At 71.6% G+C, this 26,003-nt stretch carries 17 protein-coding genes; 12 read left to right on the top strand and 5 right to left on the bottom strand.

Annotated features, from left to right (window positions below; all coding sequences use genetic code 11):
* Window positions 1-60: 60 nt before the first annotated feature.
* The 3 genes from J5X86_RS08750 to J5X86_RS08740 form a co-directional block, all read right to left on the bottom strand.
* Complete coding sequence (locus tag J5X86_RS08750; RefSeq protein WP_243979923.1) at window positions 61-1,827, bottom strand: alpha-L-fucosidase; 1,767 nt, start codon at window positions 1,825-1,827, stop codon at window positions 61-63.
* Window positions 1,828-2,019: 192 nt separating this feature from the next.
* A complete protein-coding gene (gene malQ / locus J5X86_RS08745) occupies window positions 2,020-4,245 on the bottom strand; it encodes a 4-alpha-glucanotransferase (RefSeq protein ID WP_208516206.1) in 2,226 nt (741 codons plus the stop codon).
* Complete coding sequence (locus J5X86_RS08740) at window positions 4,245-4,535, bottom strand: hypothetical protein (RefSeq protein ID WP_208516205.1); 291 nt, start codon at window positions 4,533-4,535, stop codon at window positions 4,245-4,247. The genes malQ and J5X86_RS08740 overlap by 1 nt, the downstream gene beginning before the upstream one ends.
* Before the next feature lie 393 nt (window positions 4,536-4,928).
* Here J5X86_RS08740 and J5X86_RS08735 point away from each other — a divergent pair, with 393 nt between their 5' ends.
* On the top strand, window positions 4,929-7,916 hold the full coding sequence (locus tag J5X86_RS08735; RefSeq protein WP_208516204.1) for a beta-N-acetylglucosaminidase domain-containing protein: 2,988 nt from the start codon (window positions 4,929-4,931) through the stop codon (window positions 7,914-7,916).
* 110 nt (window positions 7,917-8,026) lie between these two features.
* Here J5X86_RS08735 and J5X86_RS08730 read toward each other — a convergent pair whose 3' ends face one another.
* Window positions 8,027-8,563: an HNH endonuclease gene (locus tag J5X86_RS08730; RefSeq protein WP_208516203.1), complete on the bottom strand. Its 537-nt coding sequence runs from the start codon at window positions 8,561-8,563 to the stop codon at window positions 8,027-8,029.
* A gap of 453 nt (window positions 8,564-9,016) precedes the next feature.
* Between J5X86_RS08730 and J5X86_RS08725 the strand changes: the two genes are divergently transcribed.
* On the top strand, window positions 9,017-10,120 hold the full coding sequence (locus J5X86_RS08725; protein WP_208516202.1) for a mechanosensitive ion channel family protein: 1,104 nt from the start codon (window positions 9,017-9,019) through the stop codon (window positions 10,118-10,120).
* Between the two features lie 113 nt (window positions 10,121-10,233).
* Here the strand turns inward: J5X86_RS08725 and J5X86_RS08720 are convergent, their stop codons facing one another.
* Entirely contained in the window at window positions 10,234-12,219 is a 1,986-nt protein-coding gene (locus J5X86_RS08720; RefSeq protein WP_308124478.1) for a S53 family peptidase, read from the bottom strand.
* A 238-nt stretch (window positions 12,220-12,457) separates the two neighbouring features.
* Here J5X86_RS08720 and J5X86_RS08715 point away from each other — a divergent pair, with 238 nt between their 5' ends.
* From J5X86_RS08715 to J5X86_RS08670, 10 genes are all read left to right on the top strand, one after another.
* Window positions 12,458-13,693 carry an ROK family transcriptional regulator gene (locus tag J5X86_RS08715; protein WP_208516201.1) on the top strand — a complete coding sequence of 412 codons (1,236 nt, stop codon included), beginning with the start codon at window positions 12,458-12,460 and terminating at the stop codon, window positions 13,691-13,693.
* 101 nt (window positions 13,694-13,794) lie between these two features.
* Entirely contained in the window at window positions 13,795-15,123 is a 1,329-nt protein-coding gene (locus tag J5X86_RS08710; protein ID WP_208516200.1) for an extracellular solute-binding protein, read from the top strand.
* Between the two features lie 11 nt (window positions 15,124-15,134).
* The gene (locus J5X86_RS08705) at window positions 15,135-16,088 is read left to right on the top strand and encodes a carbohydrate ABC transporter permease (RefSeq protein ID WP_208516199.1); all 954 of its coding nucleotides are present in this window, start codon (window positions 15,135-15,137) and stop codon (window positions 16,086-16,088) included.
* 27 nt (window positions 16,089-16,115) lie between these two features.
* Window positions 16,116-17,021 carry a carbohydrate ABC transporter permease gene (locus J5X86_RS08700; RefSeq protein ID WP_078641455.1) on the top strand — a complete coding sequence of 302 codons (906 nt, stop codon included), beginning with the start codon at window positions 16,116-16,118 and terminating at the stop codon, window positions 17,019-17,021.
* Window positions 17,018-18,280: a 6-phospho-beta-glucosidase gene (locus tag J5X86_RS08695; protein WP_208516198.1), complete on the top strand. Its 1,263-nt coding sequence runs from the start codon at window positions 17,018-17,020 to the stop codon at window positions 18,278-18,280. Before J5X86_RS08700 ends, J5X86_RS08695 begins: the two co-directional genes overlap by 4 nt.
* 80 nt (window positions 18,281-18,360) lie before the next feature.
* Window positions 18,361-19,371, top strand: coding sequence for an N-acetylglucosamine kinase (locus J5X86_RS08690; RefSeq protein ID WP_119994442.1), 1,011 nt, complete (start codon window positions 18,361-18,363; stop codon window positions 19,369-19,371).
* Window positions 19,372-19,505: 134 nt separating this feature from the next.
* Window positions 19,506-20,915 (top strand): hypothetical protein, encoded by a 1,410-nt coding sequence (locus J5X86_RS08685; RefSeq protein ID WP_208516197.1) that lies wholly within the window; start codon window positions 19,506-19,508, stop codon window positions 20,913-20,915.
* A gap of 20 nt (window positions 20,916-20,935) precedes the next feature.
* A complete protein-coding gene (locus tag J5X86_RS08680; protein ID WP_243979921.1) occupies window positions 20,936-21,955 on the top strand; it encodes a glutamate ABC transporter substrate-binding protein in 1,020 nt (339 codons plus the stop codon).
* A 128-nt stretch (window positions 21,956-22,083) separates the two neighbouring features.
* The gene (locus J5X86_RS08675) at window positions 22,084-23,409 is read left to right on the top strand and encodes a hypothetical protein (protein ID WP_208516195.1); all 1,326 of its coding nucleotides are present in this window, start codon (window positions 22,084-22,086) and stop codon (window positions 23,407-23,409) included.
* Window positions 23,406-26,003, top strand: a complete 2,598-nt coding sequence (locus J5X86_RS08670) for a serine/threonine-protein kinase (protein ID WP_208516194.1) — start codon at window positions 23,406-23,408, stop codon at window positions 26,001-26,003. Before J5X86_RS08675 ends, J5X86_RS08670 begins: the two co-directional genes overlap by 4 nt.

Genomic DNA, 26,003 nt, shown 5'->3' with positions numbered 1-26,003 from the left:
GCCCGGGGTGGCCTTTACCACCGTGTTGAGATGGCCATGACCGCGGCCTCGGAAGTCGGCTCAGCCGCGGCCCGCCGCGCTGAGGTGGACGGTGGGTGGCAGCAGCCGTGGCGCGGCGCGGGAGGCGAGGACCCGTACCCGCAGCCCGTCGGCCGTGACGGGCGCGGCCAGCGGAAGGATGCGCCGGGCCCCGATGGTCGTACCGGAGGCGATGTCCCGCCATGTCCCCGCCACCCGGGCCTGCACGGTGAACTCCTCCACCCGCTGTCCCCGGCGGATGTCCTCGCCGAGCCGTACCCGGTCGAAGGTCACCGGATGGCCGGTGGCCGGCCGCGCGCCGGTGCCGTATGTCGTCCTTACGGCTTTGCCGAAGGCCGTAAGGGAGGCGATGTCGGTGTCGTCGATCCGGCCGCTCTTCGCGGGCGGGACGTTGAGCAGCAGCGAGGCGTTGCGGCCCACGCTGCGCTCGTACAGCGACATCAACTGGCCGGGGGTCTTGGGCCGCTCCGCGGGGTCGTGGAACCAGCCGGGGCGGATCGAGACATCGGCCTCGGCCGGGTACCACTGCAGATGGCGCACGCCCGGCGCGGTCAGCTTCGCGCGCGAACCGATGTCGGCGTCGGTGGAGTCATTGGGCAGCCCGCCGCCCACGACCGTCCACGGGTCGACGGCGGACGGGGTCACCGACCATTCGGTCTCCCGGGCGATGCCGTCCTCGTTGCCCACCCAGCGCACGCCCTGCGCGCCCTGGAAGACCACGGCATCCGGGGAGAGCGCGCGGATCAGCTCGAACCAGTTCCTGACGTTGTAGTTCTGGGTGACGCCCGCACCGCCCCAGGGGTTGGCGCCGTCCAGCCAGAACTCGTCGATGGGGCCGTACTGCGTCAGGATCTCGTAGATCTGGTTGAGGTAGTACGCGTCGTAGTCGTCGGCGGTGAAGCGGAACGTGGGCAGCGCGCCCGAGGCGACCTTGTCCGCCCGGTCGTCGCCGGGGACGAGGGTGGGGATGGTGCGCTCGGTGGGCTTGCTGCCGTTGCCGTAGCGGCCATGGCCGGCGGGTGCGCGGTCGCCGTCCTCCAGGGCCATGCGCTCGGGCAGCGACAGCTCCTCGCCGTTCTGCTGCTTCTCGCGGATCTTCTCGACCCACTGGGCGTGCCAGCCGTGCGGCAGCTCGGCCCCGTCCGCGGGCGAGAGGTAGACGCCGACCTTGAGTCCAGCCTTACGGGCGGCCTTGACGTACGCGCCCAGCACATCGCCATCGGGATTCCTGCCGCCGGGGCCGTTCGTCCACCAGGGGCTGGCCTCGACGTCGTGGTCCGTGTAGCGGCTCGGGTAGAGCACGAAGCCGTCGTGGTGCTTGGCGGTGAGCATGACCTGCTGGGCGCCGGCGGCCTTGTACGCCCGCATCCACTGGTCCATGTCGAGCTCGGGCGGGTCGAAGAGCTTCTCGTCCTCGGCCCCCGAGCCCCACTGGCGGCCGGTCATGGTGTTCATGCCGAAGTGGGTGAAGGCGGTGATCTCGCGCTTCTGCCAGGCCCGCTGTCCGGGGGTGGGGACGGTGTGGACGGCCTTGTCGATGATGCGGGCGGGGGTGTCGCAGTCCTCGACGGTCTGCTGCGGGGCGGGGGTGACGGGCCCCTGACATCCGGCTCGCGCGGCCTGCCCGGGGGCCTGCGCGGGGGCCTGCGCGGGAGCGGCCTGCGCGGGAGCGGGAGGGACGGCGGCGGCCGCGAGGGCGGCCAGGGCGAGGGCGCGGAGCGCGAGCAGCGCGCGCCGTCGTCCGCGTGGTCGGTGGGTGCCGGGCGTTCCGCCCAGGGATCGGGCCATGGTCCCCTCCAGCTCTCCGGTCGTCATTGATCGGATCTCTATGGCGGTGTCCATGACAGACTGCCAGAGGAGAGGCGTTCTGGGGAGACTGCGCAAAGCAGAGATCCAACCTATGGGCGGGCCGAGGCAGCCATGGGCGGAGTCGGACAGCTACGAGGCAGGGGCGAGGCCGCCACGGCGAGGCCGGGGCAGCTATGGGGCAGGGTCACGAGGGGCGAGCCGGGCCACCTCGGCCATCAGCGCCCGCAGCCGGGGCGAGGCGACCAGCTCCTCCAGGGACATCGGGCGCCCCTCGGCGTCGGCGATCGGCAACCGCCAGTTGGGGTACTGATCCCAGGTGCCCGGCAGATTCTGCGGTCTGCGGTCCCCCACGGCGTCCGGCAGCCATACGCCCACCATCCTCGCCGGGGTGCGCAGCAGAAAGCGGTGGACCGCCTTGACCGCACCCTCCTCGTCGCCCGGCCCCTCCGGCAGCAGCCCGAGCCGCCCCAGCAGCGCCAGCCACTCGGCGACCTCGACCGCGTCCGCCGCGCGCTCCTCGGCGAGGGGGCGGGTCAGCAGGCCCAGCCGGTGCCGGAGCTCGACATGGTCGCCGGTGAGCCGGGCGGCCGTGCTCGGCAGATCGTGGGTCGTCACGGTGGCCAGGCAGTCCGCGCGCCACTCCCCGGGGGACAGCGGCCGGGCCGCGCCCGCCGCGGCGGCACTGTCGTAGTGGCGCTCGAACCACATCACCGACGTCCCCAGCACCCCGCGCCGCTCCAGCTCCTCCCGCACACCGGGCTCGACCGTCCCCAGGTCCTCCCCTATGACGACCGTCCCGGCCCGGTGCGCCTCCAGGGCGAGCACGCCGAGCATCGCCTCCGCGTCGTAGCGGACGTAACAGCCCTCGGTCGGCTCACGCCCCTCGGGGACCCACCACAGCCGGAAGAGGCCCATCACATGGTCGATGCGGAGCGCGCCCGCGTGCCGTAAGAGGCCGCGCAGCAGATCGCGGTAAGGGGCGTAGCCGGTGGCGGCGAGCGCGTCCGGGCGCCACGGCGGCAGGCCCCAGTCCTGGCCCCGGGAGTTGAAGGCGTCCGGGGGCGCGCCGATCGACATGCCGGAGGCGAAGACGTCCTGGAGCGCCCAGGCGTCGGCGCCCGAGGGATGGACTCCGACCGCCAGATCGTGCACGAGGCCGATGCCCATGCCCGCGTCGCGCGCGGCGCGCTGGGCGGCGGCCAACTGGGTGTCGGTGAGCCAGGCCAGCCAGCAGTGGAAGTCGGTGCGGTCCAGATGCTCGGCCCGTGCCCGGGCCGTGCCCGCCGAGCGCGGATCGGCCAGGCCGCCGGGCCAGGTGCGCCATTCATGGCCGTGGGTCTCGGCGAGCGCGCACCACAGGGCGTGGTCCTCCAGGGCCTGTCCGCGCTCGGCGAGGAAGTCGCAGTAAGCGGCGCGGCGGCCGGGGCTGAGCGGGACCGTCCGCACCAGCTCCAGCGCCTCGCGCTTGAGGGCCCAGACGGCGTCCCGGTCGATCAGGGCGCCCTCGCGCAGGACGGACGTACGGAGGGCGGCGGCGGCCTCCAGGAGCTGATCGGCCCGCTCGCGGGCGCGGCCGCGCAGCTGGACGTATTCGGGCACGTCCTCGATCCGCAGATGAACTGGGTCGGGGAAGCGGCGCGAGGAAGGGCGGTAGGGCGAGGGGTCGGTCGGCGCGCCCGGGGTGCCGGGCACGGCGGCGTGCAGCGGGTTGATCTGGACGAAGCCGGCGCCGAGGGCCCGCCCCGACCAGGCGGCCAGATCGGCCAGGTCGCCGAGGTCGCCCATGCCCCAGGAGCGTGCGGAGAGCAGCGAGTAGAGCTGCACCAGAAAGCCGTGGCTGCGGACCGGGGATAACGGCATCCGGTCGGGGGCCACGATGAGGGGGGCGGTGGCGCGGCGGCCGTCGGGGGCCTCGGCGAGCAGGGTATGGGCACCGGGCGGCAGCGCGGCGAGCGCGGTAAGGAGGCCGTCGGCGGTGGTGCCCTCCGTAAGAGCGCCACCCGTATGAGCGCCGCCCGTAAGAACGCCGCCCGTACGAGTGCTGTCTGTGCGGGCCTCCGTGAGGGAGCCATCGGCCCTACGGGTCCCCGCGGCCACCCGCCCCCGCGTGTGCGGTGCGCCGTCTTCGGGGCGCACCCGCAGCGCCGTGCCCTCGGGCAGGCTCAGGCGTGGCGCCTTGCCGGGGCGCACCACCACGCAGGGGGGCAGCAGCTGGTCGCGCTGCCGGCGCTCATGCCGGTCCAGCGCTTCGCGTACCGATTCGGGGGTCGAGGCGTCCACGCCGAGCGCGGCCAGTACGGCGACGACTGTGTCCTCGGGCACCTGGACGGTGCGGCCCGGGGCGGGCTCGTAGGAGGTGGCGACACCGTGCAGCTCGGCGAGCCGCGCTCTGCCCATCAGTACTCCATCGGCTCGCAGCCCGCGCCCGCGCCGGTGAGGGCGGCGGTCGGCTCACTTGTCAGGGGACGTTCGGCGGCGAGCGGGGGCTCGCTGGTCAGGGGAACGTTGTCGGCGAGCGGGGGCTCGCTGGTGAGGGGCGCCTCCGTGGCGCTTCCGGACCCGAAGCCGTCCAGGCCGCACAGTCCACAGTCGGGGCCGGAGACCCCGTCGAAGGGATCCGGTTCACTGGACGTCTCGGGTCCGGGTTTGGACAGGGCGGAAAGCAGAAGCTGAGCTGACGCGGCCACACGGACCTCCGTGGGGTTGTCGGCAGTGGGTCATCCCGAGCCCTACCCACTCCGGACGGGCGCAGACGTAAACGCCCCCCGTACGTGCTGTAGGTCACATACCCTCTGGGCGGCAATTTCACGGCTGTAAGGGATCGGGAGCACAGAGTTTACGAACAGGACCGCCCTTCATCCGTCAGACTTGCGCCGGGCGCGCCGCGCCCGGCCCCGGTCCGCCCGATGCCTCGCGCGCGCGGCAATGCCGACAGTTCGGTCGTCCGCGTTGACACCCTCACCGGCCTGGTGGTGGGCTCACGCCTATCGGCGCCATATCTACGGGGACCGGCTATCTGGATCGAGGAGAGGCCCGTGCAGTTCGGGGGGAAGAGGCCCAGGGCCGCGGGGGCGACGGCCATGGCTGCCGCGGTCATCGGCGGGCTGCTCGGCGGCGCCCCCGCGGCCGCCGCCGCACCGGTGGACCACGGCTCCCCGGGCGCCTCCACACCGGAGCGCGACAGCAGCGACGGCATACCGCCCGTATGGCCGCGCCCTCAGTCGCTGCGGGCACACGGGGCGGAGCTGGCCCTGGGGGACGAGGCCACCCTCATAGCCGACGGCGACGCCGATCCGTACGCCCTGGACGCACTGCGCGGCCTGCTGCACGACGCGGGGGTGCGCACCGTCAACGAAGCCACGCCCGGCGGCAAGGCCCCGGCGCGCGGACTGGTGGTGCAGGTGGGCGGCCGGGGCGCGAACAGCGCGCTGCGCGCCCTGCGCGCGCCCGAGCGCGGCGACCTCCCGTCCGGCGGCTATCTCCTGGCCACGGGCCCGGTGGAGGGGCGACCCACGGTCGCGCTGTCCGGCGTCGGCCCCGACGGTCTCTTCCACGCCGTTCAGACCCTGCGCCAGCTGCTGGTGAAGCGGGAGGGCCGGGGCTCCGCCGTCGCCGGGGTGACCGTCCGCGACTGGCCCGGGACGGCCGTAAGGGGCACGACGGAGGGCTTCTACGGCTCCCCGTGGTCGCACCGCGACCGGCTGGCCCAGCTCGACTTCATGGGCCGCACCAAGCAGAACCGCTATCTCTACGCGCCCGGCGACGACCCTTACCGGCAGGCCCGCTGGCGCGACCCCTACCCCGCCGAGCGGCGCGAGGAGTTCCGCGAGCTGGCCACGCGCGCCCGGGCCAACCACGTCACCCTCGGCTGGGCGGTCTCCCCCGGCCAGGAGATGTGCTTCTCGTCCTCGAAGGACCTCAAGGCGCTGCTGCGTAAGGTCGACGCCATGTGGGCGCTCGGGGTGCGCTCCTTCCAACTGCAGTTCCAGGACGTCAGCTACAGCGAGTGGCACTGCGACGCCGACGCCGACACCTTCGGCTCCGGCCCGGAGGCCGCCGCCACCGCACAGGCCAAGGTGGCCAACGCCCTCGCCCGCCATCTGGCCGGCCGCTACCCCGGCTCGGCCCCGCTGTCCCTGATGCCGACCGAGTACTTCCAGGACGGCGACACCGAGTTCCGGCGCGCGCTGGCCGGTGCGCTCGACGACGGCGTGGACGTCGCCTGGACCGGGGTGGGGGTGGTGCCCAGGACCATCACCGGCGGTGAGCTGGCCGGTGCCCGGTCGGCGTTCGGCCACCGCCTGGTCACCATGGACAACTACCCGGTCAACGACTGGGCGCAGGACCGGATCTTCCTCGGCCCGTACACCGGCCGCGACCCGGCGGTGGCCACCCAGTCCGCGGCGCTGCTGGCGAACGCCATGGAGCAGCCGACCGCCTCCCGGATCCCGCTGTTCACCGCCGCCGACTTCGCCTGGAACCCGCGCGGCTACCGCCCCCAGGAGTCCTGGCAGGCGGCCATCGACGACCTCGCGGGCCCGGACGCCAAGACCCGCGCCGCCCTGCGCGCGCTCGCCGGGAACGACGCCTCCTCGATGCTCGGCGGCGACGAGTCCGCGTATCTGCGCCCGCTCTTCGACGCGTTCTGGACGGCCCTGGCCGGTACGGACGTGGGGCGGCTGGAGCGGTCCGGGGACCGGCTGCGCGACGCCTTCCGGACCATGCGTGACGCCCCCGAGCGGCTGTCCCGCACGCTGGGCGACGATGTCCGGCCCTGGCTCGACCAGCTGGGCCGCTACGGTGACGCGGGCGTACGGGCCGTGGACATGCTCACCGCCCAGGCACGCGGCGACGGAGCGGCGGCCTGGAAGGCCCGGCTCGCGGTGGAGGCGCTGCGCGAGAAGATCGGGGACAGCAGGGTCACGGTCGGCAAGGGCGTTCTCGACCCCTTCCTCGCCAAGGCCCTGACTCGGGCGGACGCCTGGTCGGGCGTGGACCGGACCCCGAAGCAGGGGCTGCGGACCGGCAAGGACGACCACGCGGCGGCCGACGGTAAGGCGGCCACGGAGGTGGCTTCCCCCAGCCGCCCGGTCACCGTGCGCTTCGGCCGCAGCCGTCCGCTCTCCGCCGTCTCCGCGCTCACCACCCGGGTCCAGGACGCCTCACCGGGCACCGTGGAGGCGCATGTCCCCGGTAAGGGCTGGCGCAGCCTCGGTGCGCTCTCGGGCAGCGGTTTCACCCAGGTCAGGGCGGCGGACGGGGACGAGGACCTGATGGCGGACGCGATCCGGCTGAGCTGGCCGACCGGCACCACCCCGCCCGCTGTGCACGAGATCACCCCCTGGTTCGGCGACACCCCGGACGCCGAACTCACGCTGTCCCACAAGACGGCGGATGCGGAGATAGGCGGCGGCGCGGCCGTCGTCGAGGCCCAGTTGGTCTCCCACCGCCCCGGCGATGTGAACGGCGACCTTACGGTGAAGGCGCCGCACGGCATCACCGTGCGCGCCCCCGGCGGGGTGACGGCCCCGCGCGGCGGCGCGGTGACCGCCCGCTTGGAGATATCGGTGGCCCAGGGCACCAAGGCGGGCAGCTACTCCCTCCCGGTGCGCTTCGGGTCGGAGGAGCGCATGCTGACCGTAAGGGCGTTTCCGCGCACCGACGGCCCGGACCTGGCCCGTGCGGAGGGCACGAAGGCGACCTCGTCCGGCGACGAGACCGCCGACCTCCCGGCGTCCGCCGCGATCGATGGCAAAGCGGACACCCGCTGGTCCTCCCGGTCCGAGGACGGCGCCTGGCTCCAACTGGAGCTGGCCCACCCGGCCCGGATCGGCCGCCTTGAGCTGAACTGGCAGGACGCCTACGCCTCCCGCTACCGCGTCCAGGTCTCCGGGGACGGCCGCACCTGGCGCGACGCGGCGACGGTCGCCCATGGGAAGGGCGGGCGGGAGTCGATCGGCATGGACGCCCCGGACACGCGTTTCATCCGCGTCCAGGGCGTCGAGCGCGCCACCCGCTTCGGCTACTCCCTCTGGTCGGTCGCCGCCTACGCGGTCCAGAAGGACTAGGGCCCTCTCCGTTTCGGCTCCCCGGTGCCCGGCCGGGCACCGGGAGCTTCCGGCCCCGGGTCCTACCGGCCAGGAGCGAACCGAGCCACAAAAAAATGGTGACCCGGGTCTCAGGCAGATCTGCCGTCGATCCGGGCCATCGCGTCTTCCGCGCCGTATGCCTGCAGGTATGGCAGCCAGCGCGGGTCCCTATGCCCCGTGCCGATGATCCGCCACGCGAGCCCCGAAGGCGGCGCGGGTTGATGGCGCAGCCGCCAGCCGATCTCGGCGACATGGCGGTCTGCTTTGACGTGGTTGCAGCGACGGCACGCGGCGACCACGTTTTCCCAGGTGTGCTGCCCGCCACGGCTGCGCGGGACGACGTGATCGACGCTGGTTGCGACGCCACCGCAATACGCGCATCGGCCGCCGTCGCGGGCGAACAGCGCGCGGCGGGTGAGCGGGACGGGGCCGCGAAAGGGCACCCTCACAAAGCGCTTCAGCCGGACGACGCTGGGTGCGGGGATCGCGCGGGTAGCGCTGTGCATCAGGGCGCCTGAGTCCTCGAGGCTGATGGCCTTGTCATTGAGGACGAGTACGAGCGCGCGGCGGAGCGGTACGACGCCGAGGGGCTCGTACGACGCGTTGAGGACCAGGACATGCGGCACAGGGGCCTCCTTGTACGCCGGCGGCGCGTGGCTCGCGCCGGGACGATCTCCCCCAGTTTCCCCTGAACCCTGGCCGGAACGCCACTATCACCGGGTTAACGGTTGAGAGGCATTTCCGCGTACCGCGCGTATACCGCCCGCGCGCGGTAGGGGCGGCGGCCCCTTGACCACCGTCCCGACGGCCTTCCGGCACCCTCGCGCGCGGCGTGCGCGGGCGAGGGGACACCACTGCGGAGTGGCAAGAATCACGGGACCGTCCGAGCGGTGCCGCCGCCCGGCCCCGACCGGGGCAGAAGGTGGAATTGCGGCCTCCGGCCCCGCTCATACGCGCCCCCTGAGCACGCTCGCGCGCTCTCGAACACAGGAACGGCGCGTCTCGCGCCCGGCTACTGTGTCAGAGGTTGCGCGCGCGGGTGATCCGTGCGGGCATGTCGCATACGAAGGGTTTCTGCTGTGTTCTGGTCCGCTGCTGCTCTGGCCGCAGACTCGACGCCTCGTCCCACGACTCTCGACGATGCGCATAGGAGCGCCACGAACGCCGCGGGCTGGGTGGAGGAGAACTGGTCCACTTGGCTCGGCACCGGCCTGCGCATAGCCCTGATCCTGATCATCGCCTTCGTGCTCCGGTCCGTCATCCGGCGGGCGATCACCAAGCTGATAGAGCGCATGAACCGCACGGCCCAGGCCGTCGACGGCACCGCGCTCGGCGGGCTGCTGGTCAATGTGGAGCGACGGCGACAGCGTTCCGCGGCGATCGGCTCGGTGCTGCGCTCCGTCGCCTCGTTCATGATCATGGGCACCGCGGCGCTGATGATCCTCTCCGCGCTGCAGATCAATCTGGCGCCGCTGCTGGCCAGCGCCGGGGTCGCGGGTGTGGCGATCGGTTTCGGCGCCCGCAATCTGGTCACCGACTTCCTCTCCGGTGTCTTCATGATCCTCGAGGATCAGTACGGGGTCGGCGACACGGTCGACGCCGGGGTGGCCTCGGGCGAGGTGATCGAGGTCGGTCTGCGCGTCACCAAGCTGCGCGGGGACAACGGCGAGATCTGGTACGTGCGCAACGGCGAGGTCAAGCGGATCGGCAACCTCAGCCAGGGCTGGGCGACGGCCGCGCTCGACGTCCAGGTCCGGGCCGAGGAGGATCTGGACAACGTCCGCTCCGTGATCACGCAGGTCGGTGTGGACATGGCCAAGGACGAGCCGTGGAACGAGCGGCTGTGGGAGCCGATCGAGGTCCTGGGGCTCGAGGCGGTCTATCTGGACTCGATGATCGTCCGGGTGTCGGCGCGGACCATGCCCGGCAAGTCGCTCGGTGTCGAGCGGGAGCTGCGCTGGCGGATCAAGAAGGCGCTGAACGAGGCGGGCATTCAGCTCGTCGGCCGGCCTCTGGACCCGGAGCTGCAGACCGAGGGCGTCGATCCGTCGGCCACCACGGCGGCGCCGTCGGCGTTGTCCAACCCGGACTCGCCGCAGTCCACGACGGCCAGCCCGCTCTCCTCCCCCGCCGCTCCGTCCGCCACCCCCTCCGCGACGGTGCCGCCGCCCGCGCAGAAGTGAGCGCGTCGCCCGCACAGAAGTAGACGCGGGAGTAGGCGCGGCGGACATGACAGGGCTCCCGCCCCGGGGAGGGACGGGAGCCCGATGGGAACCGTAAGGAGCTCAGGCCCGGCTCAGCGGCGGTGGTGTCCGCCGAACGAGGTGAGGTAGCCGGCCGCGGGGGTGCCCACGCCGGTCACATCGTCGTAGCCCACAACCGCGTGCAGCGAGCTGTCCCGGCCGAGGCTGCGCAGCGAGGTCACCAGCCCGTCGGAGTCGTCGTGGCTGTTGACGTAGTCGACCCGGACCACGCCCAGCGAGACACCGGCGCCCAGCGGGTGGTCGGTCACATCGTGGTACGAGGCGGTGCCGTACCGGTCGTACAGCGACGGGTTGGCGAAGCCGATCGGCTGGCCGCCGCGCGCCTGCTGGGCGAGCGCCTGGACACCGGCGATCACGGGCGCGGCCAGCGAGGTGCCGCCGATGCGGTACTCGCCGTACTGGAGCGATCCGTCCGGGAAGGTCTGCGTCTGGCCCACCAGGAAGCCGGTGTTGGGGTCGGCCACGGCCGCGACGTCCGGGGTCACCCGCTGCTTGGCCGTGCCGCCGTTGGCCAGGGCGAGCGAGTCCGGCACCACTCCGCGCTGGTAGAAGGGCTGGGCGACGGTCTTGCTGGTGCCGCCGCCGGCGCCGGAGGTGTACCCGCCGGGCAGCGCGTCCCAGTTGGTGCCGTCGGCCGAGAGGTTGGCCTTGGTGGTGCCCCAGCCGGTCTCCCACTGGTACTTGTCGCCCTTGCCGACGGCCAGGGAGGTACCGCCGACCGCCGTCACCCACGCCGAGTTGGCCGGGGTGTCGACCTGCTTGGTGCCGGTGGACGCCACGTTGTCGCCGTTGTCACCGGAGGAGAAGTAGAAGCCGATGCCCTCGACCGCGCCCTGCTGGAAGATCTGGTCGTAGGCAGCGGCCACGTCCGGCGTCTCGTTGGCCTCCACATCGCCCCAGGAGTTGGAGACGATGTCGGCCAGCCGGTTGTCGACGACCTTGGCGAGCGAGTCGAGCAGATCGTCGTCGGTGCAGGAGGCTCCGCCGACGTAGACGATGTCGGCCGCGGGCGCCACCGCGTGTACCGCCTCGACGTCGAGGGTCTCCTCGCCGTACCATCCGCCCGCGTCGCACTCCTCGGTGTTCCGGTAGTCGGCCGGCAGCACCTGCGTCAACTGGCCCTTGCGGTAGGCCGCATCGCCGTTGCGCTGGGCGTACTTGGCGGCGTCCGCGGCGATCGTCGGCGAGGCGAAGGCGTCGGTGATGGCGACGGTGACGCCCTTACCGGTGTTACGGCTCTTGGCGCCGTAGGCGGCGCGCAGCTGCTCGCCGGTGTACCCCTTGATCGCGTACGGCTGCTTGGCGCCGTACGCCGACGGCAGACTCCGGTTGGTCCGGGAGCCGTAGGAGGTGGAGAACGGCCCGGCGTTCATGAAGACCGGTCCGGGGGGCGGGAGGGTCTCGTCGTGCTTGGCCCGCTTGGGCGCGTTGTCCAGGCCGACGACGGTCAGTACGGCGCCATGGAGCGAGGCGGGCACGGTGGCCGCGTTCGACGGCGCCCGGTAGACCGTGCTGTCCTTGGTGTAGTTGTGCAGCTGGGTGCCGAACGCCCGCTCGGCGGCGGCGACTTCGCCGGTGACGGACAGATAGTGCTGGTTGCCGCCGGTGACGTCGAGCCCGGAGCCCTTCAACCAGGCGGTCACGGCGTCCTTCTGCTGCCGTGTCGCTCCGAAACGTGCCTGGGTCTGCCGGACCGAGAGATACCTGCCGTAGTCCGGCGAGGAGGGGTCGGACACGGCCTTCGCGTAGTCGGCCAGCCCCTTGGCGTCCCGTCCGGCGAGGTAGACGCGGGCGGTGACCTTATTGCCGTCATCGGTGGCGCCGCGGTCCGAACGCACCGTCGCCCAGGTGGGCTTGGTGCCGCTCAGGGTGTCACGGCCCTGTGGTGCGGAATCGGCCTGGGCCGTGGGTATGCCCAGTGCCAGCGCACCGGCCACCAACGGCAGCGCCGCCGCCAGCCCCAAGGCCGTGCGCTGTCTGGAACGGGCCGCGCGCTTCCGGGAAGAAGAAGATCTCACCAAACCCCCTGCGATACGAGTAGTCGCATTCCGGTGGGGGCCGACGATCACAGCCACCCCACCGCAGGCCACTCTTACGGTGACTTGTCCATGCCAGGTACATGCGAGATCCATCTCTTCGCCAAGAACCCGCCAAGGAAAGCCCACCCATGACCCATTGACGCCACCCCGGTCCGCCCCCTAGCTTGCTGTTCATCAATAGGAAACTTTCTTAACAGAGTGAGGACGGGGGCAGCACATGGCCGCACCACCCGGCAGCAGCACGCAGGGCGGCACGCCCGGGACTCCCCGCGTCCTCCGCGCCATGAACGACCGCGCCGCACTGGAGCTGCTGTCCGCACACGGGCCGCTCACCCGGACCCGGCTCGGGGAGCTGACCGGGCTGTCCAAGCCCACCGCCTCCCAGTTGCTGACCCGCCTGGAGTCCGTCGGCCTGGTCCGCACGACCGGCAACGTCACCGGACGGCCGGGGCCCAACGCGCAGCTTTACGAGATCGATCCGGCCGCCGCCCATGTGGCCGCGCTCGCCGTCGACCAGGAGGGCATCACCGCCGCCGTCGCCAGCATCACCGGCCAGGTGGCCGGTGAGCACCGGGTGACGGCCCCGGCGACCGACGAGAGCGTGACCAACCGGACCGGAGAGCTGGTCGCCGAGGCGGTGGACGGCGCGCTGGCCGCCGCCGGACTCGGCCGCGACGATCTGCACTCCACCGTGATCGGCACCCCCGGCGCGCTCGACCCGCGCACCGGGAAGCTGCGCTACGCCCCGCATCTGCCCGGCTGGCAGTCCCGCACCCTGCGGGACGAACTGGCCGAGGTGCTGCACACCCCGATCGTCATCGAGAACGACGTCAATCTCGCCGCCATCGCCGAACAGCACCACGGCACCGCCCAGGACTTCGACGACTTCGCGCTGGTCTGGGCCGATGAGGGGGTCGGCGCGGCCATCGTGCTCGGCGGCACCCTGCTGCGCGGCGCCACCGGCGGGGCCGGGGAGATCGGCTATATGCCGCTGCCGGGCGCCCCGCTGGCCCGGGGCGGACCGGACGAGGCCGCCCGGCCGGACGGGGGCGGGGGGTTCCAGATGCTGGTCGGCTCGCCCGCCGTCGTGGAGCTGGCCCGTGAGCACGGGATCGACGCGCCCACGGCCACCAAGGCGCTCGCCGCCGCGCTGCGCACCCCCGGCGCGGGCGACGAGGTGCTGACCGAGCTGGCCCGCCGGCTGGCCACCGGGCTGGCCTCCGTCGTCGCCGTGGTCGACCCGGAGCTGGTCGTCCTTTCGGGTGAGGTCGCCCAGGCCGGCGGGGAGCGCCTGCGTCAGCTGGTCGAGGCGGAGATGACCGGTCTCGCACTGCCCCGCCCGCAGTTGCGGATCAGTGAGATCGAGGGGGATCCGATTCTCATCGGCGCGCTGCGGACGGCGGTCGCCGATGCCCGTCAGACCGTTTTCGACACCGCCCGATTCGACGCCTGATTCACCGCCCCACTCTCCCCGTACGTCCTCGTTCATCATCCGGCGCCCGCACCGCCGCTTCCCCCTGCCGTCCCCCCGTACCGCAGTAAAGGAAGTCCCCCATGCCACGAAAACTGGCCGCTCTCGCGTCGGTGCTGAGCGCCGGCGCCCTCCTCCTGACGGGCTGCGCCAATCCCAGCACCGGCAGCGCCGAGGACGATCCGACCAAACCCGTCACGCTGAAGTTCTGGCACGGCTGGTCGGAGAAGAGCGAGGTGAAGGCGATCGATGCCGGCATCGCCCGGTTCGAGAAGCTCCACCCCAATATCAAGGTGAAGGCGACCGGGAATGTCACCGACGCCACCGTGAACCAGGCGCTGCGGGCCGGCGGAAGCGACGCCCCCGATGTCGTCTCTTCCTTCACCACCAACAATGTGGGGCAGTACTGCTCGTCCGGGATGTGGGTGGACCTCAATCCGTTCATGAGGAAGACCGGGCTGGACAAGGCCAAGGTCTTCCCGAAAACGCTGCTGGATTACACGAGCTACGAGGGCGACCAGTGCGCCCTCCCACTGCTCGCCGACGCGTACGGCATGTACTACAACAAGGACGCCTTCGCGGAAGCGGGCATCAAGCGGCCGCCGCGCACCATGTCGGAGCTGCGGCGCGACGCCGTCAAGCTGACCAAGCGCACCAAGAGCGGCGGCTATCAGCGGGTCGGGTTCATGCCCAATTTCCGGCTCTACCAGAACAGCCCGGACCGGCTCTTCGCCCAGTGGGGCCCGTCCTATTTCGGCAAGGACGGCAAGGCGCGGCTGGCGAAGGAGAAGGCGGCCAAGGAGTTCTACGCCACCACCCGGGAGCTGATCCGGAGCCAGGGCGGCTATGGCCCGCTGGAGACGTTCCGCACCTCCTTCGGCGATGAGATGTCGTCCCAGAACGCCTTTCTCACCGGAAAGCTCGCCATGCATATGGACGGCGAATGGCGCGGGCTCTTCATGAAGGGCGCGAAGTTCAAGTGGGACACCGCTCCGCTGCCAGTGCCCGACGACCGGCCCGAAACGTATGGGCGGGGCTATCTCACCGGCACCGTGGTCGGCATCGCGCACAGCAGCACCCACCAGAACGCCGCCTGGGAGCTGGTGAAGTTCCTGACCGCCAACACCGATCAGGTGGTCGCCTTCGCCAACGCCATTCACAATGTGCCGTCCACCAAAGCGGCGCTCACCTCCCCGAAACTGGACTCGGATCCCACCTTCCGGGCCTTCCTCGATATCGCGCAGAACCGCTACAGCACCGCCCTGCCGCCCTCGATCAACGGCGGTCAGTACGTCACCTCGCTGCAGGACTTCTCCTACGGCGTCGAGGCGGGCAAGGTGCACGATCTGGACGCGGGGCTACGGAAACTCGATGACGAGATAGACGCCGACAATCTCCAGGCACAGAACTGACGGAGTGCGATATGGCCACCTTGACGAACGCCCCCGCTCTGCGCCGCAAAGCACGGCGAGAGCGGCTGCGCACCCTCGGTTTTCTCTCCCCCTGGCTGGTCGGCTTCACCGTCTTCTTCGGCTATCCGCTGATCGCCACCGTCTACTTCTCCTTCATGCACTACAACCAGATCGAGGCCCCGACCTTCGTGGGGCTGCGCAACTGGCGATATGTGCTGGAGCAGATGCCGCTGTTCGGACCGGCGCTGTGGAATACGCTCTGGCTGGTCGTGGTCATGGTGGCGCTGCGGGTCGTCTTCGGCCTGGGCATCGGACTGCTGGTCACCAGGATCAAGTCCGGGGTGGGATTCTTCCGCACCGCCTTCTATCTGCCGTATCTCGCCCCTCCGGTGGCGGCCACCGTCGCCTTCGTCTTTCTGCTCAATCCCGGCACCGGCCCGGTGAACGACATCCTCGGGAATATCGGGATCCACGCGCCGAACTGGTTCAACGACCCGACCTGGGCCAAGCCGTCCCTCGTGCTGCTCTCCCTGTGGGGCATCGGGGATCTCATGGTCATCTTCATGGCGGCCCTGCTCGATGTGCCCAAGGAGCAGTACGAGGCGGCCGAGCTCGACGGCGCCGGGGCGTTCCACAAGTTCCGCTATGTGACCTGGCCGTCGATCACCCCGATCGTGATGTTCGCGGTCGTGACGGGCGTCGTCCAGACCATGCAGTACTACACCCAGGCGCTGGTCGCCGGAAAGCTCGCCTCCGGGGTCAGCGTCGGGCCCGGAACGGTCATCCAGCCCGGCTACCCCGACCACTCCACGCTCACCGTGCCGCAGCTCGTCTACTCGCTCGGCTTCCAGAACTTCAACACCGGAGCCGCCTGCGTGCTCTCGCTCGTGCTGTTCGCGATCGCGATGGCCGTGACGACGCTGCTGATGCGCAAGCGTGCCGGACTGCTGTCGGCCGAGGACTGAGCCGAGGACTGAGAGGACCGATCCGCCATGACCGCCACCACCGCCCTCTCGGCGCCATCCGCGCCCGCGCGGCCCGCCGCCGGCCGCTCCCCCGCCCCCGCCGCCCGCCGCCGCGCCGCCCTGCACTGGATCGCCGTGCACACGGTCGCCATCGCCGCCGCGCTCTTCTTCATCCTGCCCTTCGTCTTCGTCTTCCTGACCTCGGTGATGAGCGACGACCAGGCGCTGAGCGGCGATCTGTGGCCCACCGAATGGAACTGGTCGAATTACGCCGATGTCTTCAACACTCCGGGCTTTCTGGACTGGTGGCGCAATTCGCTGTTGTACGCCGGGCTCGGCACCCTGTTCACGGTCTGTTCCTCCATTCCGGTGGCCTACGCCCTCGCCAAATTCCGCTTCCGCGGTCGCCGCACCGCCATGATCATGGTCATCTCCACGATGATGCTGCCGCCGCAGGTGATCGTGATCCCGATGTATCTGGTCTGGGCCCAGCAGCTTCATCTGTCGGGTTCGCTGTGGCCACTGATCATTCCGATGGCGTTCGGCGACGCGTACTCCATCTTTCTGCTGCGCCAGTTCCTGCTGACGATTCCCCGGGAGTACCTGGAATCGGCGAAGGTCGACGGCAGCGGTGAACTCGGCACGCTGCTGCGCATCGTGGTCCCGATGGCCAAGCCGGGGATCGCGGCCGTCGCGCTCTTCCAGTTCTTCTACTGCTGGAACGACTACTTCGGCCCGCAGATCTACGCCGCGCAGAATCCGGGCGCCTGGACGCTCAGTTACGGCCTGGAGAGCTTCAAGAGCGCGCACAGCGTCAACTGGAATCTGACGATGGCCGCGACCCTGCTCGTCATGGCCCCCGTCATCATCGTCTTCTTCTTCGCTCAAAAAGCCTTCGTCGAAGGCGTCACACTGACAGGAGTCAAGGGTTGAAGCTCGCAGTCGTGGGGGGCGGATCCACCTACACCCCCGAACTCATCGACGGATTCGCCCGGTTGCGGGACGCGCTCCCGCTGGAGGAGCTCGTCCTGATCGACCCGGCCGCCGACCGGCTGGAGCTGGTCGGCGGGCTGGCGCGCAGGATCTTCGCCAAGCAGGGTCACCCGGGCACCATCTCGTGGACCGACGACCTGGACGCGGGCGTGGACGGCGCGGACGCGGTCCTGCTGCAGCTGCGGGTCGGCGGTCAGGCCGCGCGGAATCAGGACGAGACCTGGCCGCTGGAGTGCGGCTGTGTCGGACAGGAGACCACCGGCGCGGGCGGGCTGGCCAAGGCGCTGCGCACCGTCCCGGTGGTGCTGGACATCGCCGAGCGGGTGCGCCGCCGCAACCCCGACGCCTGGATCGTGGACTTCACCAACCCGGTCGGGATCGTGACCCGGGCGCTGCTCACCTCCGGGCACCGGGCGGTCGGCCTGTGCAATGTCGCCATCGGCTTCCAGCGGAAGTTCGCGAAGCTGCTGGGCGTGACCCCCGGCGAGGTGACGCTGGAGCATGTGGGCCTGAACCACCTCACCTGGGAGCGCGCGGTGCGCATCGGCGGCACCGACGGCGAGGATGTGCTGCCCAAGCTGCTCGCGGAGCACGGCGAGACGATCGCCGACGATCTGCGGATGCCGCGTACGCTGGTGGACCGGCTCGGCGTCGTCCCCTCCTACTATCTGCGCTACTTCTACCAGCACGACGCGGTGGTCAGGGAGCTGCGCAGCAAGCCCTCCCGGGCGGCGGAGGTCGCGGCGATCGAGCGGGAGCTGCTGGAGATGTACGGCGATCCGACGCTGGACGAGAAGCCCGAGCTGCTCGGCAAGCGCGGCGGGGCGTTCTACTCGGAGGCGGCGGTCGATCTGACCTCGTCCCTGCTGGGCGACACCGGTGAGGTGCGGATCGTCAATACGCTCAACGACGGCACCCTGCCCTTCCTGCCCGACGACGCGGTGATCGAGGTCCCGGCGGCCGTCAACGCACAGGGCGCGAAGCCCCTGCCCGTGCGCCCCCTCGAGCCCCTGTTCGCCGGCCTGGTCTCCAATGTCACGGCGTACGAACACCTGGCGCTGGAGGCGGCGTTGAAGGGCGGCCGGGAGCGGGTCTTCCAGGCGCTGCTGTCCCACCCCCTCATCGGCCAGATCGAATACGCCGAGAACCTGACCGACGACCTCATCGCGCACAACCGGGAGCATCTGGCGTGGGCCTGACCCAGTCCGTATCGACCCCCTCTCCTTCCCCTTCGTCTCCTTCCTCCGCTTCCTCCGCGTCTGAGCCGGACCGCTCGGTCCTGGCGATCGACGCGGGCAACAGCAAGACCGATGTCGCGCTCGTCGGCCCGGACGGCTCCGTCCTCGGCGCGGCCCGCGGCGGCGGCTTCCGGCCGCCCGTCGTGGGAGCCGAGGCCGCGGTCGGCTCGCTCGCGCCCCTGGTGGAGGAGGCGGCGCGGCAGGCGGGCGGATCCGGTCCACCGCGCGCGGGGCATATCTCGGCATGCCTGGCCAACGCCGATCTGCCCAGCGAGGAGGAGGAGCTGACGGGCGTACTGGCCGATCGCGGCTGGGGCGCCACCGTCACGGTCGCCAACGACACCTTCGCCCTGCTGCGGGCCGGGGTCGCCGACGACGGCGAGCCGACCGGCGTCTCCGTGGTCTGCGGCGCGGGCATCAACTGCGCCGGGATCGGTCACGGCGGCCGGGTGGCCCGCTTCCCCGCCATCGGCCGGATCTCCGGCGACTGGGGCGGCGGAGGCTATCTGTCGGAGGAGGCGCTGTGGTGGGCGGCCCGCGCGGAGGACGGCCGCGGCGAGCCGACCGAGCTGGCCCGCGCCCTGCCCGCGCAGTTCGGCCTGACCACCATGTACGAGCTGATCGAGGCGCTGCATCTGGGCCGGCTGGACGGGGCCAGGCGGCATGAGCTGACGCCGGTGCTCTTCGCGGTGGCCGACGCCGGCGACGAGATCGCGCGGGCGATCGTCGACCGCCAGGCGGAGGAGGTGGTGACCATGGCCACGGTCGCCCTCGGCCGCCTCGATCTGCTGGGCGAGGAGACACCGGTGGTGCTGGGCGGCGGGGTGCTCGCGGCCCGCCATCCGCTGCTGGACGACCGGATCCGCGAACTGCTGGCGGAGCGCGCTCCGAAGGCCGAGCCGCGGGTGGTCACCGCACCGCCGGTGCTGGGCGCCGCCCTGCTGGGCCTGGACCGCACCGGCGCGCCCGAGGCGGCGTACGCCCGGCTGCGCGCGCACTACGCCCCAGCTGATGACACGGAAAGTGGAACCGAAAGTCCGTCCGAAGCGTAATGAAAAGGGGAGGGAAGATCGCGATCCGAACAAGATCCAGGCTCGACCGGTGACCTCTCCTGGCGCCGCGGTCCATACTGCTGCGACACCGACCGCGACACCAACTACGGAATCCGGGCGAAGGGGGAGGTCTTGTGTCATACCCGCCGACCACCGGCAGAGCCGCGCCGCCACCCGCGCCCGCGGCCCCGCCGCGGACCGCGTGGCGTGAGGGGCTCGACCGGGCGCGGGCGGCGGCGACGACCGAGCCCGGCCGGCTGCGCGTCATCGGGGCGGTGCTCGCCGCGCTGGTGGTCGCGTTCGGCGCGGTCACGGCCTGGCAGGTCTCCGACCGGCAGACCGCGGCGGACGCCGTGGCCGAGCGCAGTCAGCCGCTGAGCGCCGACGCGGCGCAGATCTACCGCTCCCTGGCCGACGCGGACACCACGGCGACCAGGGGCTTCCTGGCGGGCGGCCAGGAGCCCGCCCAGGTCCGTCGGCGGTATGTGCGGGACATCGACACCGCCTCGAAGCTGCTGGTGAGCGCCGCCGCCAACACGGGAGGCTCAGCCTCCGCCCGCGACGAGATACGGAAGATCAATCAGCTACTGCCGGTGTACACCGGTCTGGTCGACTCCGCGCGCGCCAACAACCGCCAGGGGCTGCCACTGGGCGGCGCCTATCTGCGCTATGCCAACGACACCATGCGCACCCGGCTGCTGCCCGCCGCGGGCAGGCTCTACCAGGCCGAGACCGCCCGTCTCGGGGATGACTACGAGGACGCCGAGGCATGGCCGTGGGTGGCGATCGGCACCGGCCTGGTCGCCCTGGGCGCGCTGGGGTGGGCCCAGCGCCGCCACTACCAGCGGACGAACCGGGTGCTCAACCACGGCATGCTCGCCGCCACGGCCGCCTCCACGGTGGTGATGCTGTGGCTGGTGGTCGGCCATGCGGTCGCCAGCACCGAGCTCAGCGACTCCAATGACCACGGGGCGAAGTCCCTCCAGGTGCTCAACGAGGCGCGGATCGACTCCCTGCGGGCCCGCGCCGACGAGAATCTGACCCTGGTGGCGCGCGGCGCGGTCGTCGTCGACGAGGACGGCGCCAACAAGGGCAAGGACGCCTACGAGGTCAGCTACGGCTCGCGGATGTCCGCGCTCGTGGGGGAGTCGTCCGGCGGCCGTCCCGCGGACGGCAGCCTGCTGGACAAGGCGCGCGCCCTCGCGGACGACGACGCGGGCCGTGAGCCGCTGGAGAAGGCCGCCGACCGGGTCAAGGAGTGGCAGGTGCGGCACAAGGCCGCCCGCACCGCCGATGACGGGGGCGACTACAAGACGGCGCTGACCAAGGTCATCGGCGCCAAGGACAGCACCGGCGAGTCCTTCGACGCGGTGGACAGCAAGCTGGCCGAGGCCCTCGACCACGAGCAGCGGGAGTTCCAGCAGGCCGCCGACGACGGACGCGGCGCGTTCACCGCCATGGCGCTGGGCGCCGGAGTGCTGGCCGTGCTGGGAGCCGCGGGCGCGGTGCTGGGCATAGGCCGCAGACTGTCGGAGTACCGATGAGGACGATGGGGGGCGGAAGCATGCGATCGCTGCGATCGGCCGCCGCGGTGACGGTATGCGCCCTGGGCGTGGCCACGGCCATCGCGGTGCCGGCGATGATGGACGACGGCGGCGACGGCGACAGCAAGGGCGGTGCGCAGCGCCCTCAGACGATGCGGGTCGGCGCCGAGGCCGAGGCCGCGGCGGACAGCTGCCGCGATCCCGAGGCGAGCCTGCGCCCGTCCAGCGCCAGCGGCCCGGCCATCAAGCGGATCAAGAACCGTGAGGTCAACGGCCATAAGCTCAACAAGCTGATCGCCGGCGTCGACCAGAACAGCTACCGCTGGGGATACCGCGATCCGGCCACCGGCGACCTCACCGGCTTCGACATCGACCTGGTGCGCGCCATAGCCGAGGACATATTCGGCGATCCGGACGCGGTCATCTTCCGCACCATCCCCACCAGTCAGCGCATCAAGGCCCTGCAACAGGGCAAGGTGGACGTCGTGGTGCGCACCATGACCATCAACTGCGACCGGATCAAGGACGTCGCGTTCTCCACCGCGTACTTCCAGGCCGGGCAGCAGGTGCTGGTCGCCGACGACTCGTCCATCACCGGCTACAACAAGACCCTGCGCGGCAAGAAGGTCTGCACCGCGCAGGGTTCCACCGCCGAGGCCGAGCTGGACAAGCCGGACACCGGGGCCGAGCAGCTGGGCGCGATCAAGGTCAAGCCCGTTCCCAACCAGCTGGACTGTCTGGTCAGGCTGCAACTCGGCCAGGTGGACGCGGTGATCACCGACAATGCGCTGGCGGCCGGCCAGGCGGCCCAGGACCCCTCCGTCAAGCTGGTCGGCTCGCGATTCACCGATGAGCTCTACGGCGTGGCGATGAACAAGGACGACGACGACCTGGTACGCCGGGTCAACAAGGTTCTGGAGAACTACCGCCAGGGCGGTGCCGGCAGCCCCTGGATGCAGGCCTACCAGAAGTGGCTCGCCAAGGACTTCAGCACGGCACAGGAGAATCCGGCACCACCCGCCCCCGAATACAAGGACTAGCGCCGGACCCGGACACATCGGGTACGTGCAAGGATCACGGACCGGCAAGGATTAGCACCCGCCTCACACGCGTAGGGATGACGCTGCAGACGGATCACACAACGGTTACGGACATGGAGAGGTGATCGATGGGGGTCCCGGGACCCTTCCCCAGCTTCGCGGGGGCACCCGACGGCCCGGTCATGGGCCGTGAGGAGGTGGACCGCGCGCTGGCGAAGCTCGCCGCCGAGCACGAGGCGATCGAGTCCTCGCTGCTCGCCCTCCAGGACCACGCGGGCAGAAGGCTCCTCGAGGGCGCCGAGCTCACGGGCGTCACCAAGGACCGGTGGTCCACCACCGAGCAGGCCATCTCTCTCCTCTGGAGCTACTTCGACGCGTACTCCGAGGCCCTCACCCGCGCCCGTGAGCTGCGCTCCCGTCACCGCTGGCCGACACAGGAAGAGCTGACCGAGCTCACCGAGCTGCTGTGCGGCACCGCGATCACCCTGCCCAGCAGCGCCACCCTCGGCGGATCGCCCCTGCTCAGCGAGGAGTTGAGCCTGGACCGCCTGGTCGACCGGATGAACCGCTGGTACGCGGAGGCCCTGGGCGTCATCGTCAGCGCCGACGCCGTATGGTCCGCGCTGCCCGCCCGGATCGACATGCTCTCCGCCGAGCTGCACCGCACCCGTTCGCTCGCCAACTCCGTCGGAGTGCGTCCCGGTGAGCACCCCTCGGGGGACGATCTGGAGCAGATCACCGCCGAGCTGACCGCGCTGCGCGCCGAAGTGGTCTCCGACCCGCTGGCCTTCTGGAAACCGGCCGGCGGCAGCTCCGCGCCCGGCGGCGGCAGCCCCGACACCCAGCGCTATGACCGCTCCGCCCGCGCCCTGGAGGATGTGCGACGGGAGATCGAGGCGGTCCTGGATGTGCGGCAGGACGCCGAGCGGCGGCTGATGCGGCTGCGGGATGTGCTCTCCCGCGCCGATCGCACCCTGGCGGAGGCGCGCCAGGCGCGCGGTGAGGTGCTCGCGAAGATCGCGGCGTCGGAGGTGCCGGCCGTCAGCGGCCCGCCGACCGCGCTGCACGAGCAGCTGGTCGCCGCCGCCGACTACCGCAGGCGCTCCCAGTGGCACCGGCTCTCGCCGCTGCTGGAGAGCCTGGAGCAGCGCGCCGACGACGAATTGCTGCGGGCCCGCGAGTCGTTGACCGCGGTCACCGCGCCGCTGGCGGTCCGCGCCGAGCTGCGCGGCCGTCTCGACGCGTACAAGGCGAAGGTCGCCCGCCACGGCATGGCGGAGGATCCGATGCTGGTGGAGCGGTATGACGTGGCCCGCCGGATGCTGTGGAGCGCCCCGTGTGATCTGCGGGTGGCCGAGCAGGCCGTGCTGCGCTATCAGCAGGCGGCGGCCGAGGCCCTGGTGCCACGCCAGACGGGCCCGGCCGACGAAGGTATCGAGGGAGGCACGAAATGACTGCGGCGGTCGCCGCCTGCCAGCGGCGTGACTGCGGCGGGTCCTACGAGGACGTGGGCGGAGGTGAGCTGTACTGCGATGTCTGCGGTATGGCCCCGGTCGTCTCACCGCAGGGGTTGGTGGCCTCACCGCCCACCGGGATCACCGGGCGGGGCGGACCGGTCGGGGGCTCCTCGTCGTCGGGAGGGGGCTCGTCGTCGGGCGGCGGATCCTCGTCGTCGGTCAGGGGCTCCTCCCTGTCGTCCGGCCAAGGATCCTCCCCGTTGTCCGGCCGGGACTCCTCGTCCGGCGCCTCGGGCCGGTCGCGTTCGGCACGCTCCTCCTCGTCCCGGCGCTCGGTGTCCGGGCGGCTGTCCCGCTCCATGTCCGGGCGGACCTCGTCGCGTTCGGTCTCGGTGCGCAGCTCCCGCTCCTCCACCGCGGCCTCCTCCGGGCGGAACGCACTGGGCGCCGGTCTGGTCAGCGTCCCGGATGTGCCGCGCCCCGATCCGCGGACGGCGGTGCTCGCGGACCCCGAGGTCCCCGAGCGGAAGCGGTTCTGCAGCCGCGGGGACTGCGGTGCCCCGGTGGGCCGCGCCCGCGGCGAGCGGCCGGGCCGCACGGAGGGGTTCTGCACCAAATGCGGCCATCCGTACTCGTTCGTACCGAAGTTGAACCCCGGTGACATCGTCCACGGCCAGTACGAGGTCGCGGGCTGTCTGGCGCACGGCGGGCTCGGCTGGATCTATCTGGCCATCGACCGCGCGGTGTCGGACCGCTGGGTGGTCCTCAAGGGCCTGCTGGACACGGGCGACGAGGAGGCCCTGGCGGCCGCCGTCTCCGAGCGCCGCTTCCTCGCCGAGATCGAGCACTCCAACATCGTCCGGATCTACAACTTCGTCGAGCATCTCGACCAGCGCACCGGCAGCCTCGACGGCTACATCGTCATGGAGTACGTGGGCGGCAAGTCCCTCAAGGACATCGCCAACGCCCTGCGCACCACCGACGGCCGGCGCAATCCGCTGCCCGTCGAGCAGGCCTGCGCCTACGGCATCGAGGCCCTGGAGGCGCTGGGCCATCTGCACAGCCGCAATCTGCTCTACTGCGACTTCAAGGTCGACAACGCCATTCAGCAGCAGGACCAGCTCAAGCTGATCGACATGGGCGCGGTCCGGCGGATGGACGACCACGACAGCCCCATCTACGGGACGGTCGGCTACCAGGCCCCCGAGATCGCCGAGACCGGCCCGTCGGTCGCCTCCGATCTCTACACGGTGGCGCGCACCCTGGCCGTGCTCACCTTCGACTTCCAGGGCTATACGAACGTCTTCGTGGACAGCCTGCCGGACCCCGAGCACATCGAGGTCTTCCGGCGCTATGAATCCTTCTACCGGCTGCTGGTGCGGGCCACCGACCCGGACCCGGGGCGCCGCTTCGCCTCCGCGCGGGAGATGGCCGACCAGCTGACCGGGGTGCTGCGGGAGGTCGTGGCGCTGCAGACCGGGCGGCCCCGGCCGGCCCTGTCCACCCTCTTCGGCCCGGAACCACGCGTCGTGGACACCGAGTTGTTCGCCGACGACGGCCAGGATCCGTCCCTGCTGGGCGCCCGGCCCATCGGCCGGGGCGCCACCGCGCCCGTCCCCGCGCAGCGGCCGCCGGGCCCGCTGGCCCTGCCGCTGCCGGCCATCGCCACGCTGGAAGGGGGAGCCACCGCGCTGGCGCTCCCGGTCCCGCTGGTGGACCCGGACGACCCCAACGCCGGATTCCTGGCCGGGCTGCTGGCCGCCGAGCCCGCCGAGATGAGCGCCGCGCTGCGGACCGCGCCCGTCGACTCGGTCGAGCTGCGGCTGCGCCGGGTCCGCGCCCAGCTTGAGCTGAGTCAGGAGCAGGACGCGGGCGTCGCGCTCACCGGTCTGGAGGCCGCGTACAGCGACGACTGGCGGATCGTCTGGTACCGGGGGCTGCACTCGCTGGCCACCGGCGACCGCGAGACGGCCGCGCTCTCCTTCGACGCCGTCTACGACGCGTTCCCCGGTGAGCCCGCGCCGAAGCTGGCGCTCGGCGTCTGCGCCGAGGTCCTAGGCCAGTTGGACAACGCTGCGGAGTACTACCGGCTGGTGTGGGCCACCGACCCGAGCTTTGTGAGCGCCGCTTTCGGCCTCGCCCGGGTCCTGCTGTGCTCCGGGGACCGGGCGGGCGCGGTGCGGGCCCTGGAATCGGTCCCGGAGTCCTCGATCCACTACACGGCGGCGCGGGTCGCCGCCGTACGGGCCCGGCTGCGCCAGCGCGCCCCGTACGACGCCCTGCTGGGCGATCTGGCGGCCTCGGCCGCCCAGGTCGAGCGGCTGGGCGAGTTCGGTCTTGACGCGGTGCGGCGCGAGCGGCTGCGTACGGAGGTCCTGGGCAGTGCCCTGGATTGGGTACTGTCCGGCAGCAGCGGGGCGCCCCCGGGACACAACCGGCCGCCTCTGCTCGGCAGCAGCCTCGACGAGCGCGGGCTGCGCTTCGGATTGGAGCGCTCGTACCGGGTACTCGCCAGACTCGCGCAGCGAGGCGAGGAGAGGATCGAACTGGTGGAGCGGGCCAACCGTTTCCGCCCCAGGACGTGGGTGTGA

It is taken from the genome of Streptomyces sp. NEAU-YJ-81, assembly GCF_017592595.1.
GTDB classification, from domain to species: domain Bacteria; phylum Actinomycetota; class Actinomycetes; order Streptomycetales; family Streptomycetaceae; genus Streptomyces; species Streptomyces hygroscopicus_B.
The sequence above is the reverse complement of the archived record's forward strand: the minus strand, read 5'-3'. Positions and strand labels throughout refer to the sequence as shown.